Origin of the sequence: Variovorax sp. 350MFTsu5.1 (assembly GCF_048302515.1) — a bacterium.
GTDB lineage: Bacteria > Pseudomonadota > Gammaproteobacteria > Burkholderiales > Burkholderiaceae_C > Variovorax > Variovorax guangxiensis.
Window position 1 is genome coordinate 6,426,633 of sequence record NZ_CP157620.1, and the last position, 12,306, is coordinate 6,438,938.

Annotated in this window: 13 protein-coding genes; 8 read left to right on the top strand and 5 right to left on the bottom strand. The window is 63.6% G+C overall.

What is annotated here, in order from left to right; translation table 11 throughout:
• The first annotated feature begins 1 nt into the window (after position 1).
• Positions 2–1,129, top strand: a complete 1,128-nt coding sequence (locus ABL843_RS29320; RefSeq protein ID WP_418118284.1) for a hypothetical protein — start codon at positions 2–4, stop codon at positions 1,127–1,129.
• Here ABL843_RS29320 and ABL843_RS29325 read toward each other — a convergent pair.
• Together ABL843_RS29325 and ABL843_RS29330 are read right to left on the bottom strand one after the other, a co-directional pair.
• Positions 1,119–2,819: a hypothetical protein gene (locus tag ABL843_RS29325; RefSeq protein ID WP_418118285.1), complete on the bottom strand. Its 1,701-nt coding sequence runs from the start codon at positions 2,817–2,819 to the stop codon at positions 1,119–1,121. The two genes, ABL843_RS29320 and ABL843_RS29325, sit on opposite strands and share 11 nt — an antisense overlap.
• Positions 2,820–2,992: 173 nt before the next feature.
• Positions 2,993–3,334, bottom strand: coding sequence for a hypothetical protein (locus ABL843_RS29330; protein WP_418118286.1), 342 nt, complete (start codon positions 3,332–3,334; stop codon positions 2,993–2,995).
• 252 nt (positions 3,335–3,586) lie between these two features.
• Between ABL843_RS29330 and ABL843_RS29335 the strand changes: the two genes are divergently transcribed.
• From ABL843_RS29335 to ABL843_RS29345, 3 genes are all read left to right on the top strand, one after another.
• Positions 3,587–4,453, top strand: coding sequence for a hypothetical protein (locus tag ABL843_RS29335; RefSeq protein WP_418118288.1), 867 nt, complete (start codon positions 3,587–3,589; stop codon positions 4,451–4,453).
• 68 nt (positions 4,454–4,521) lie between these two features.
• The gene (locus ABL843_RS29340) at positions 4,522–5,064 is read left to right on the top strand and encodes a hypothetical protein (protein ID WP_418118289.1); all 543 of its coding nucleotides are present in this window, start codon (positions 4,522–4,524) and stop codon (positions 5,062–5,064) included.
• A 65-nt stretch (positions 5,065–5,129) separates the two neighbouring features.
• On the top strand, positions 5,130–5,789 hold the full coding sequence (locus ABL843_RS29345; RefSeq protein WP_418118291.1) for a hypothetical protein: 660 nt from the start codon (positions 5,130–5,132) through the stop codon (positions 5,787–5,789).
• Between the two features lie 4 nt (positions 5,790–5,793).
• On the opposite strand, the gene ABL843_RS29350 is transcribed toward ABL843_RS29345, so the two are convergent.
• Complete coding sequence (locus tag ABL843_RS29350; protein WP_418118292.1) at positions 5,794–7,134, bottom strand: terminase small subunit; 1,341 nt, start codon at positions 7,132–7,134, stop codon at positions 5,794–5,796.
• A gap of 72 nt (positions 7,135–7,206) precedes the next feature.
• On the opposite strand from ABL843_RS29350, the gene ABL843_RS29355 reads away from it, so the two are divergent.
• On the top strand, positions 7,207–7,935 hold the full coding sequence (locus ABL843_RS29355) for a hypothetical protein (protein WP_418118294.1): 729 nt from the start codon (positions 7,207–7,209) through the stop codon (positions 7,933–7,935).
• A gap of 218 nt (positions 7,936–8,153) precedes the next feature.
• Here the strand turns inward: ABL843_RS29355 and ABL843_RS29360 are convergent, their stop codons facing one another.
• Positions 8,154–8,825, bottom strand: a complete 672-nt coding sequence (locus ABL843_RS29360) for an ImmA/IrrE family metallo-endopeptidase (RefSeq protein ID WP_418118295.1) — start codon at positions 8,823–8,825, stop codon at positions 8,154–8,156.
• Between the two features lie 222 nt (positions 8,826–9,047).
• Here ABL843_RS29360 and ABL843_RS29365 point away from each other — a divergent pair, with 222 nt between their 5' ends.
• From ABL843_RS29365 to ABL843_RS29375, 3 genes are all read left to right on the top strand, one after another.
• The gene (locus ABL843_RS29365; RefSeq protein ID WP_418118296.1) at positions 9,048–9,335 is read left to right on the top strand and encodes a hypothetical protein; all 288 of its coding nucleotides are present in this window, start codon (positions 9,048–9,050) and stop codon (positions 9,333–9,335) included.
• 389 nt (positions 9,336–9,724) lie between these two features.
• Positions 9,725–10,204 carry a hypothetical protein gene (locus ABL843_RS29370; RefSeq protein ID WP_418118297.1) on the top strand — a complete coding sequence of 160 codons (480 nt, stop codon included), beginning with the start codon at positions 9,725–9,727 and terminating at the stop codon, positions 10,202–10,204.
• Positions 10,205–10,320: 116 nt separating this feature from the next.
• Entirely contained in the window at positions 10,321–11,091 is a 771-nt protein-coding gene (locus tag ABL843_RS29375) for a hypothetical protein (RefSeq protein WP_418118299.1), read from the top strand.
• Between the two features lie 140 nt (positions 11,092–11,231).
• Here ABL843_RS29375 and ABL843_RS29380 read toward each other — a convergent pair whose 3' ends face one another.
• Positions 11,232–12,224 carry a Bug family tripartite tricarboxylate transporter substrate binding protein gene (locus tag ABL843_RS29380; RefSeq protein WP_184639677.1) on the bottom strand — a complete coding sequence of 331 codons (993 nt, stop codon included), beginning with the start codon at positions 12,222–12,224 and terminating at the stop codon, positions 11,232–11,234.
• Positions 12,225–12,306 lie beyond the last annotated feature (82 nt).

The following is a 12,306-nucleotide window of genomic DNA, read 5'->3' on the forward strand; positions in this document are numbered from 1 at the left end:
GATGCCGCCGCGCATCCTCTACCTCGCGACCGCGGACGCGCGCGGCCACCTCATGCGCGCGCAGCTGCTCACGCATGCGTTGCGCGAGGCCGGCGCGCAGGTGCGCGTGCTCACCACCTCCGACGAAGGCGCGCGCTTCCTCGCCGGCTTCGGCATCGACGCGCCGGTGCTCTCGCGCCACTACGCGGTGCAGTTCGACACGCAGCAGAACATGCTGCGCCACGAGACCGACCGCAACGTGGCGCTGTACATGTTCAGGCCCGAACGCATGCTGCGCGACATGTGGAAGCTGCGCGCACACTTGCGCGATGCCGACCTGGTGGTGAACGACTCCTTCCACCCCGCGCTGCTGCTGATGGGCTGGCTGCCCTTGTGGCGGCGCAAGGTGGTGCACGTGTACGGCGCGAGCCTGCGGCATGCGCTGGAGACCAACTTCAGCGGACGCATGCCGGGCTTGGTCGCCCGGGTGTTCGGCCGCATCGTGGCCTGGCAGATCGACCGCAGCCTCGCGCGCATCGAGCACGACTTCGCCTACGGCGAACCGCAGCACGACGGCCACGGCCGCCACCGGCTGGCCACGCCGGTGGCGGTGGTCGATGCGGTGGACAGGGGCGATGCAACGCGGCAGCGCGTGGCGGCCGTCTACCTCAACCCGCACTTCCAGGAACCGGCGCTGGCCGACGGGCTCGAGCAAGGCCTCGCCGACGCCGGCGTGCCCGCGCACCTCGTCGGCGAGGGCTATGCGCATCGCCCGCACTGGCATGCGCGCGACGAGCACTGGATCGAGGCCGCCGCGCACAGCGCCTTCATCGTCTCGGCGCCGGGCATGGCGGCGCTGTCGATCGCGGCGGTCTACCGCAAGCCGATCCTGCTGCTGCTCACCGACCAGCCCGAACAGGCGATCAACGCGGGCCGCGCGGCACAGCTGGGGCTGGCGCACCGGGTGGTGGTGTGGCGCGGCGATGCGCGGAAGTTCGCGCGGGCCGTGGCGACCGCGGCCGATGAGCTGCTTGTCATCGCGGCCGAGTCTGGGGACGCCACCGAAGGCCGCCAGGCCGCCCTCGACCGGCTCGGGCACTGGACCGCGCTGCTGGCGACTCTTGCTGTGAAGGCCCCGGCTAGCCGCTGATCAACCCGCGCGCCGAATCGACCAGCGCGCGGAACACCCGCGTCATGGCGCGCACCGGCGAGATCTCGGACCAGCGCGCCGCTACGTTGGCCTTCGGCGGCGCCGAGATCACGCCCCGGCTCATGCGCAGCGACACCTGCAGCTTCTTCAGCGTGAAGCCCGGGCGCACCGCGCGCCTACGCATCACCGCGCCACGCCCGGTATCGGCCACCACGAACTGCAGCACCAGGCACTTGCGCCCCGCCGCCGGCTCGACCTCAAACACCAGGCTGCGCCGCCGCGCACCGGTCACGCGCTGGCCGGGCAGCACCATGCCGTCGAACATCGCATGGACGCTCGTGGACTTGGCGTTGCTCCGGTAATCGACGCGTACCTCCACGCGATACGGCTGCTGGTGCGACAGCGACTGCGCGTAGGCCTGCGATGGCGCCGACAGCGTGGGCAGCGGCACCACGAGGCAGGCCAGTTCGCCCTCGCTACGCGCGCCCTCGCCGTCGCAGCCCGACCAGCCGTGGCTCAGCCAGCCCGTCGCGGGGCTGCCGGGGTGGAACAGGTAGGGGCGGCCCAGCTGCAGCTCGGCCACCTCGGGCAGGCCGGCGGTCCGGTCGTCGAGGCCCCAGCGCGTGAGAAAGGCTCGGTCGATGGCCGTGGCTGGCCAGGCCGCAAAGCTGTGCGCGGCATCGGCGACAGCGCTTTCGTCCTCCATGCCGCAGACAGCGGCCATGAAGTCCTTCGACCCCAGTTCCGCACCCACCGGTATCCAGCCCGAGCAGGTGGAAGGCAGCAGCTCGCCCGCGTTGCGGTCGGCGCGGATCAGCGCGTGGGCGGGCTTGCGAAAGTAGCGCGCCTCGGTCAGCACGCTGGACGACAGGCTGGCCGCGAAATGCACGTTGCCGGCCGACAGCAGCGCGTAGGTGTTCTCGCGCGTCCACGCCACGTTGGGAATGGCACGCGCGATGGGCGCTAGGTCGTGCAGCGCAGGCTCGTAGGGATGCGGCTTGACGACCAGCAGGTCGACGCTCTTGGCCAGCTCGCGCAGCGGTGCGATCACGCTGGCCGGGTGCATGGTGCGGCCGCCGCTGATGAGCGACAGGTCCACCAGGCTCTGGCCGAAGAAGAGGCCTACGCGCAGCCTCGGGTCGAACAGCGAGCCCGTGCCATGCCGCGCGAAGCGGCCCTTGAGGGCGCTCGCGTGGTTCCAGAACAGCTCCTCGTCCACGCGGTGCGCCAGCAGGGCGGCCTCGATGGCGGGGTCGTTGGTGCGCGCGCAGAAATGCAGGTGCTCGGTGAAGCGGCGCGGGTCGATCTCGATGTCGAGGTAGCTGGCGCCGCAGCGGTCGATGCACTGCTGCTGCGCGGGCGTGAGGCCCCAGCCGATCACAAGGCAGCCGGGACCGAAGGCCGGCATGCCGTCGCGCCCGGCCAGCGGCGAGAGGTCGGCGATGCAGGCGCGCGCCCAGCCAGCGGGCGTGCAGGGCAGCTCCAGCCGGTCCATGAGGCGGGCGACGTCGATGCGGCCGCCCTCGGACATCGGCGCGACCTCGCTCACCGGAAGACCCAGGCGCCCGAGCGCGGAATCGAAGAAGCCCCGGAGGAATCGCCGGTTGGCGACGTGGTACTGAAGCCCGTTGGCGGGAGATCGGAAGAAATCGTCGGCGAAGACGACGTAATGGAACCGGCGGGTGGTCATGGGCACCGCCAATCTAGGCAGAGCGTCTTAGGCCGGCGTGAGCAAGGGGGTGGCGCTTCGGCAAAGTTGCCGTAAAGGATGGGCTCCGGTTGTCGGTCTTGTCGAGGGCCTGCCCCTCTTCCTCTCGGGCCTTCGCCTGCAGGTCCGCCAGCTGGCGCTTCGCGTCCGCGGCTCTACGTGTCGCGCTGCTGGCGTGCCTGGTCCGGGTGGCTGAAGTCGATGGTGTGCTTGCCGTCCCTCGCCAGGACCACGGTGTTGTCCGCGGTCTGCTGGTCTTCCGGGATAGGTTGGGCGCCATCGGCCTTGCCCTTCGTCTCGTCGGTTTGCTCGTTGCCCTTCGTAGGCTCAGCCGCACCGGGCTTGTCGTCGGTTGCAGTGGTGGTCGCGGGCGCGCCACCGTCGTCCGGCTTGCCACCGATATCGCCCTTCTCTTCCAAGCTCAATGCCTGGAGAGCCTGCTCCGGCGTCAGTGCGCCGTTGATGCTGTCAAAGAAGTTGTCGGTTGTTGCCGTCATGCTCGTCCGCCACATGTCGCCGTGGCCGCTAGGGACATCCGCATTCGGAGCACCGGGCGGGGCCGAAGCCCCACCCCGTACACCTCCAGCTGGGGGAGTTACCTCGCGCTCTTTCGAGGGAGGTGCCGGCTCTCACGAGCGGGCTGCTTCACGCATAGCTTTTTACGTCGCGCTTGGACGAACTTTGCCGCTGGCACCTTCTCAACGGAAACCCTACAGGGGGTGCCACTTTCGAGGCACGAAAATCGGGGCATGGACAAAAACCAACTCAATCAGTTCCTGCTGAAGGCCCAGCAGGACCCCGAAACTGCAAAGCAGCTCGCGGAGATCATGAAGCGAGTTGTGGAGGCGTACGACAGGGCGCGACCCGCTGTTCAGCTTGTGGCCGAACGCTTTGCGGCGATGCTCGAAAAGATTCGGCCTGCTTTGCAGGAGCTGCAAAAATGGTGGATCGAGTTTCATCCAAACCTTGTGCGGCTTGTCGAGGCCGCCAAGGCGATGCCGCCCGCATATCGAAAGGCCTTGATGGAACTGGGGCAGCGAGGCTGGTATCTCGATGGAGAGATGGCCTTGTCCACTCCGTTCGAGTTCGCGCGCGCGATTTCTGAAGGACGGATCGAAGAGACTGAGGTCGCGCTGGAGGATCATTTCACGACGCGCCTTGACGCTATCGAGTCAGAAATTGCGACCGCTTTTCCCAGTCGGGCACGAATTTTGGCAGCGGCGTTTCGCGCCCACAAAGACGGTCTTTACGCCTGCTCCATCCCGGTTTTTCTTACGCAGATGGACGGAATCTGCATGGAAGTGGGCAACAAGTACTTCTTCATCAAGGAGAACAAGCGACCTGGCATCGCCGGGCATGTTGACCAGCTTTCCGACAACCCCCTGACTGCTGCAATGCTTGCTCCGCTGACGGAGATCCTCCCCATCAGCGCAGGACCTGAAGCACGCGGGCCCGGCTTTTGGCAGTTGAACCGACACACGGTGATCCATGGAGAGTCGGTCGACTACGACACCAGGCGAAATAGCCTTAGAGCTATCTCCCTGATCAACTACGTCTCGCAGATGCTGTCGCAGCCCAAACTCGCATTGATTCAAGCGCCGCCAAGCAGCCCGTAACAGTCCGCGCGGGCCTTCGGACCTATACCAGCGGCAGAATGCGCCCAACTCTCAATCCCAACTCCGCCATGTACCCCATCGTCGAAGTCCAAAGCAATGCGCCTGCTGGCCATTTCATCGAGTCGTTCGAAGCGAAGGTCGCAAGGGTGTGCAGGGAACATCTCGCCACCGGCCGAGCCAAAGCGTTCGCGTTTGTATTCTCGGACTTCACAGACGGCATAACCCAAAGCATCCTCACCGACCACGCATGCAACCGAGATCTGCACCGACTGTCAGGGTCTGAGCTCACCATATTTTTTCTGTGGTCCAAAATGTACCGGGCCACGGCCGACAACTTCAACGAAGTGATGATGGGCAAGCTCGGACTTCCTGTCGACCAGAAGCTCCCTTGCATCGTTTTCTTTCGAGTCGAAGACGGCAAGGCGTGCAGCATCGAGGCTGTCTCACTGGTCGAGGACTGGCTGCGCGGCTACCAGGTACTGCGGCAGACCGTCGAGCGCTTCCTGGCCGGAGAGCAACAGGCTGCCTACCTGGAAGCTGTTGAGTTCACGGATATTCCCGTGAAGGATCTGACGCAAAAGCTGCTCGAGACCTTCTCGGCAGCCCGTTAGAGGGCGCAGCTCAGGCCGGCAGGTTGTCGATAGCTTGCGCCGGCCCGTTTGATAGGCTCCGCCACATGACCGACGCCAACAACACTAGCGCCTTCGAAATGAACGCAGACCTGAAGTACGCGCGCCTCGTGGCGCTCTTCGGGGGCCCGGAAGGACTGGTGCACCACATGCAGCAGCGGCACAAAGATTTCTCGGCCATCTGGGAACAAGACTCAGCCGAGCTCGGCCAAGTGCTACACGCGCATCTCGTCGTGGAGTTCTTTCTTACCGAATACCTCAAGCACCTTTTCCCATCCATTGGCTTGGACAAGTTGGGCTTGCGGTACGCCCAAAAAGTCCGCATGTTGCCGGCAAACGGGCCGTCCTTGACATCACTCGTGCCCGGCCTCAACGCCCTGGGGGCTGTTCGAAACAAGGTCGCGCACGTGAGACGAGCGCAGATTTCGAAGGACGACGTGCAGCCGATGCTCAACGTGGCGACATACCGGATGCTCGTCGGCGTCACCGGCACCATCGACTTCTCCACGGCTACCCCTCTGGAAATCGTGCTCAGCTTCGCCCAGTTCACCGCGGGCACGTTGCATTCCGCTTCCGACAAATCACACGAGAAATGGGCCATCGCGCTCGACCCAACAAAGCCCGTCCCCGGCTTTGAGCACTTTCTACCTGACGGACCGAAAGACGGTGTGCCGGGTGTTGGCCGGCGCCACGGGATGTTCGGCTGACAGTTCAGGCTGGCACGTTGTAGGTAGTGCGGGCCGTCTCGATGCCGTCCATGCCGGTCGCCCCTTCTGCCGCGCGGGCTGGGAACGTCGGGCTGGTGTTCTCGCGCACTGGCGCTGCAGCTGCAGCCTCCCCTTCTGCCGCCAGCGCGGCCGGGGCCTGTCCCTGGATGTAGGGGTCTTTGATGTTCATGGCGGCTGTCTGCGCGGGCGTCGGGAAGTTCGGGTCGTCGCCGCCCGGCGTGGGCCGCTGGTAGCCCGCGCCCTGCGTGATGGCGTCGGCAATGGGCGCGATCATCGGCATCTGCGCCACCTGTGCGCCGCCCTGCATCGCCGCGAAGGCTGCCTGCACGCCGGTCTGCACCGCCTGGGCCATGATCTGCTTGATCTGAGCCTCGGTCAGCCGCTCCTTCATGTCGAGCTCGCGGGCCTTGAGGTCGTTGCCGGCCTTCGCCAGCGCGTCCTGCACCGCCTCCTGGATGCGCTTCTCCACCTGCTCGGGCGTCTCCTGCGCCGAAGCTGCGCGCAGAGCGTCCACGAGCGCCCGCTTGAACGGTACGTCCCATGAGGCTGGCGAGGAACGGCATGGCGGCGGCCTGGTACTGCGCCGGCAGGCTCTTGATCGCTTCGGACAGCGCGTTGAGCTGCTGCCCGCGGTAGGTCGGCAGCTGGGCACATCTTCCAACCCGACCTGCAGCATGGTGCGCTGCAGATCGTTGGAGAGGTGGGGAACGCCGGTGAGCGGGTCCGCCTCAGGCTTGTTGAGCACCACGGTGCGCGCTGGCGTCACATCGTCGCCCTCGATGACGACAGCATACTGACTTGAGCCGATGTCCTGCACGATCATCGCCACCAGCATCTCGTCCACCTGCGTGCGCGCCCGTTTCTGGTTGCCCATCATGTGCGCGAGCGACTGGTTGGCCTCGGCGAACACGATGTTCCAGGCTTCCACCACCACGCGATCAGCCTCGATGTGCGTGCGCGCCTGCTGGGCCTTTCGAGCTTCAGCGATGGCAATTTGGATGTACGGTTTTGACAGGTTCTCCGATGCCATCTGCCGGGCGGTGTCCAGGCTGTATCCGGCGCGGATGGCAGCCTGCGTGCCGTTCAGGTCCACGAGGTACTCGTCGACGAAGCGCTGCTGCAGGTCGGTCAGGCCGAGCTGTGCGGGTTCAGCGGCTGGTGCTGGTGCAGCTGGCCGGGCCGGTCGGGCTGGTTTCTTCGGTTCTGCCGGCGGTGCGGCCTTTTTGCGCGCAGGTGCGCTCGCGGCCTTCTTGGGAGCTGCGGGCTTGGTGGTGGTCTTCTTCGGTGCTGGTGCCTGCTTCTTGGCGGACTTGCGTGTTGCCATGCGCGCGAGTCTTCCCGCCCTTGCGCCGCGGGTCGAACCCCATAGGGGGCCGTAATGTCAGAATCCGCTCCCATGAAAGCGCCCTGGAAACAACGCCTCGTTGAAACGCAAGCAAAGCGGTCATCCGTGGCGAAGGAACTGCTGGATCACTCCCGCATTTTTCTAAAACTCGATCTCGCGTACTTAGTTGCTGCGGGAGCAATCTTTACGGGGCTGAAGCTCGAGATCGACGACGTACTGATCAACTTCGGAACCTACTGGTTTGTCCCTTGGTTTTTCGTAGCACTGGTCAGCGTCGATGCCCTCGCCTATCAAGGGCTCTACAACGCTTGGACACGCCATCTCGCGCCAACACCGGCAGCACAGCCAGGGGGACGAGCACTCTTCGTGCTCACGCAAATGCAGGTGCCTTTGCACCTGTTTTTTTTCACAACCCTAGTTGTCTATCTCACTGGGTTTGCGCAAGGCTCGTTCGATGCCATGAGGGAATATGAAGCGAAGGCTAGGATACAGCGGTCGATTGATCTCTCAATCGCAGAGACTGGGAAGGTTCCCGAAGACATCGCAGCGTTGGCACAAACCTCATACCTTAGGAAAGCGTTGGAAAAGATCCGGCGGGGAGATGTTCGAATCAAGGCGACAGGCGGTACTTCATACACGCTGACCTTTGCCGGGAAAGATCATGAGTTCGGTACCCCCGACGATGATGAGTATTCCAACCAAATCTCGGCAGCAAAAATCTACGACCAGCTCTACGGTGACAAGAAACACTCGAAAGACGCATCGAAAGACGGACGCTGAAGTCGCGCTACCCAGAAAAACCTATCGGGGCAAACAGGTGGGAGGATCACCCGCAAGATAGCAAGCGAGGAGACAACTTGCCGGCGAAAGCGCCGGGTTCGGTCCATCCGACTGCGCACGCAATATGCGCTGGACCGCGCGGCTCTCATCTCGCCCTTAAGCCCCGGGGAAGCGCAAGTGATAACCACAGAGTGGCTTGCCCTCGCGCCAGTGCCAACTCAGCCCACCAAGCCGAGTTCCCGAAGCCGAATCGCCATCGCCTTAGGCGAGACACTGAACAAATTTGCCAGTGATTTGAAGTACTGCCCGTTGAAAGATTCAGCGCCCGCAACCGCAACTGCGAACTCCAACGACCCTGCAGGCAATCCTTCCAGATACTGTGCATTTCGCATCGAAAGATTGAAGCAGACGGCCCCTGTGTTGGTGATCGGCTCCCGCACAGGAAAGCGTGCGGCAAATGCGAGGCGAACCAGCTTGGGAGGGGCCAAGAAACAGGCGGCAAAAAAGTCTGCCTCTTGCTCCACTCTTGGACGACCCGGCCCACCATGGCTGGTCAGCGCTCGATCGCGGAACAAGTTCCCTTGACCGGGATGCAGTAACCAGTGTCCGATCTCGTGCGCAGCAGTGAACCGCTGCGATTCAAAGCTTTGTTTTGAGGAAATTAGCACCGCGCGGTTGTCGCAGTCGAGCATCCCAGCTGTTGCAGTACCACCGTAGATGCCCAGGTGGCTATCTGGAAGGTATTGCAACCCCAGATAGCGACACGCTGCCTGGGGATCACACATGAAATGGCGTGCCGGGCGAGTGTTAGGCCAAATGCGCGACGCATCCTGCTCCATCGCAGCGAGGAGCTTGCGCGCTTCCAATTCGATTTCGTCAAACGACATCATGGGCACCTCAGGCAAACTGGGCGCAAACACTATATCTAGTGCCAGCCTATTGGTCAACCCACTACCTATAGCGCCTATAACATCCTTTCACTACGCCCCGCGGCCACAGGCTCCCATGCGAGGAAATCTATCAAACGGCAAGGGAACTACGCGCTAGTCAAGACTACCTTGCGCAGCCATATGGTGGCAGTAGCATCGTGCAGATCATCACTGGAGGCTTCAATGATCCTGACCCTCGACATCCAAAAGGAAGTGCCCGGCATCTACACCGCTCGGCTGTTGAACGCCGGTGCGCTGGTCACCGAGCCGCGCGAGTACAACTCAATCGGGGCGGCCATCGCTGGAGAGGCAAGTGATGTACCCGACGGCTTCGCGCACTTCTTGGAGGTTCGCTACTACGGGTTCTCTAGCGGGACGGAGCTGATCGAGACGGTTGCAGGCAAAGCCACCTCGATTGCAGATCGCTTGGTTGCGTTGGTTGCTGAGGGACATCGCCTGGGGCTGCAATAGCTCCTGGGATCGCAGTGCCTGTTTGAAAGACCGAGCCAGTGGCGGTCAGGAGTGCGTTGGTGCGGCTGTCTTGCTGGTCTTTTCGTCGCGGGTCCTGGCTTCTTGGCCGGCTTGCGAGTTGCCATGCGCACGAGTCTTTCTCAGTCACATTCCAGGGGCGAACCCTATAGGGGAAGCAGGCACGCATGGCGAATGCGCTCTCAAGGACACGTGTCAATGGGTGAAGGCCCGTTCCGATAGAAACCGGGGGTACCGCAAGATAGGAGAATCCGCGCGGCCCCTATTTCGCTGAAAACTTCTCGCCACTCGAAGCCGACAGATGGATTACTTTCCGGTCTTGCGTGGAAATAACGTCCGTTGTTTCGGTCGACCTGTCGTATTGGAGTGCCATGGACCTGCTACTGGGTTTTGTTTTTGGGATTGTTTCCGGCCTTGTTGCCAACTTTTTTTCGCCTGCATTTTCAGAATGGGTTGTTCGCAGCATGAGCCGACTTCTCCATTGGGCGGACAAGGAGCGCTTTGATCTGACGGGCATTTGGGAGCAGACGTGTTTGGAGCCCACCCCTGGCGAACCTACCGTGCTGCGAGAGGTCAAGGAGCGCGTCGAGCTGCGGCAGCTGGGCGTGACTGTGAAGGGTGAAGGCGCGACCACCATCGATCCAAGAAATTTCACGTACACCATGCGTGTGACTCGGTCGATGGTCTTTGGCTCCTACAACAAGCGAGGGCAACGCGGCAATATCACTGGCTCCGGGATGATCCAATTGATATTGAACGGAGGGTCCACGCAAATGGATGGATACGCAACATGGTTCGACTCCGACACGGACAAAATTGAGTCCTCGAAAGTGACTTGGCGGCGCTTGTAAGTTCAGGAGATCCGGGGCCTGTCCACACTTCTGTCATCCAATTGGCTTCCGGCGCGTGTCAGAAATAAAGCCCGCCAGAGTGTCCTGGCGGGCGAACGTTCGGCCGAGGCCGCACCATGAAAGCAATCAGGGGGATTGGCTTTCCCAACAAACACATGCGATCTCAAAAAATTCAACTCGGCCTCGCATGCATGCTGGTGGTTTGCGCTGCACCGGCGATGGCCTGCTCTCCTTCCAGCGATCCAACCGAACGCTCAAAGTACGAGGAATACCTCAAGGGCAAGTACCGGTTTTGGGGTGTAGTAGTCGCACAGGAACCTGTGCCGATCCCGCCCGCTCCGCTGCGGGGCGCCTCGACGGTTAAAGGGCTTCGCATTCGAATCGTAGAGAGTCCATATCCGGAGCTGCCGGTGTCGAAAGAGTTTCGGTTTGTGCAAGCGTCGACTGGAGGAGCATGCCAAACCGAGTATCAAGACCTGTCTATTGCTGAATATCCAGTCGGAACAGAGTTGCTGCTGGGTTCCGATGACCTGCTGGGCATCAGGGTTCGGGGCTTCTCCCGATCTGCCGCGCACCAGTGCCCCGATGCAGTTCCGGCGGGAGAACCGAAGCCGACCTCGCTGGGCGAGATTGAAACGCTGAATATCCCAAGCGTGGTACCCACCGGCTACAGCGGCTGTCACTACCATTGGTATCGCTACGTCAGCAGCCGTGAACATATGACGTTGGTCGCCACGAGCTTCTTCGAAGATGGACATATGCGCTGGCATAGCACCAGGGAGCACTTTTGCGCCTACGAAAGCGGCACCCTTACAAAAGGGCAATTAGTCGCACATCGCTGTCCAGAATCAGAGGCGGAGCTCCGTAAACGCTGGTCTCTAAACTGACAGAGAAAGATCACGCTATGTGATCCTGAGGGGAACAAACGCGTGGCATCCAGTCAATTCCCGCTACGCACGCGGTGTGCGCTGGCTCGTGCGGTTCTCGTCCACCCCTGTGGTCCGCTTTGGACAAGCAAGGAGCCTAGCTAGTCCAACGACAGATTCAGATCGCGGATCAGCGGATGCCACCGCGCCGATTCGCCCTGCAGCAGCGCCGCGAAGCGCGAGGGCGTGTCGCCCGCGGGCTCCACGCCGAACTCGGCCAGCCTGCGCAGCACTGCGGGGTTGTGGATGGCGCTGGCCACCGACTGCTGCAGCCGCGAGACGATCTCGCCCGGCGTGTTGGCTGGCACCACCAGGCCCAGGAGCGCGGCGGCCTCCACGCGCGGCAGGCCGATCTCGGCGAAGGTGGGCACGCGCGGCAGCTGCGCCAGGCGCACGGGGTTCGCCACCGCCAGCGGGCGCAGCCTGCCGCCGGGGATGAAGCGGCGCGAGGCGGCCAGGTCGCACATGATCACCGGCAGCTGGCCGCCGGCCACGTCGGCCACCGCGGCTGCGGCGCTGCGATACGGCACGTGCACCATTTCCAGGCCAGCCTCTCGTTCGAGCAGCTCCATCGACAGGTGCTGCGGGCTGCCGGTGCCGGCCGAGGCGTAGCTGACCTTGCCGGGGAAGGCGCGCGCGTCGTCGATGAAGGCCCGCGCATCCTTCACGCCGCTGGCCGGCCCCACCAGCAGCACCATCGGCAACCGCCCGAGCAGGGTGACGGGCGCGAAGTCGCGCGACGGGTTGTAGCTGAGGTTTCGGTACAGCGCCGGGTTGAACACCAGCGTGCCGCTGTCGGCCGACAGCAGCGTGTAGCCGTCGGCCGGGGCGCGCGCCGCCTCGATGGCGCCGAGCGCGGTGTTGCCACCGCCGCGGTTCTCGATGGTCACCGACTGGCCCGAGTCGATGGCCAGCTGGGCGCCGATGGTGCGCGCGACGATGTCGGTGCCCGCGCCGGCCTGGTAGGGCACGATCCAGCGGATGGGCTTGGAGGGGTAGGCGAACTGCGCCTTCGCCGCTCGCGGCAGCCACGGCGCGGCCGCGAGCGTGGTCGTGGCCAGCAGTTGCTGCAGAAGCGGTCGGCGGCGTGTCATGGGGCGGAGGAAGGGTCCTGCGCCATGGTAGTGGCATCGCCCGATGCCGGGCGGCTCGGGGCGCACGAGGCCACAAGGGCCG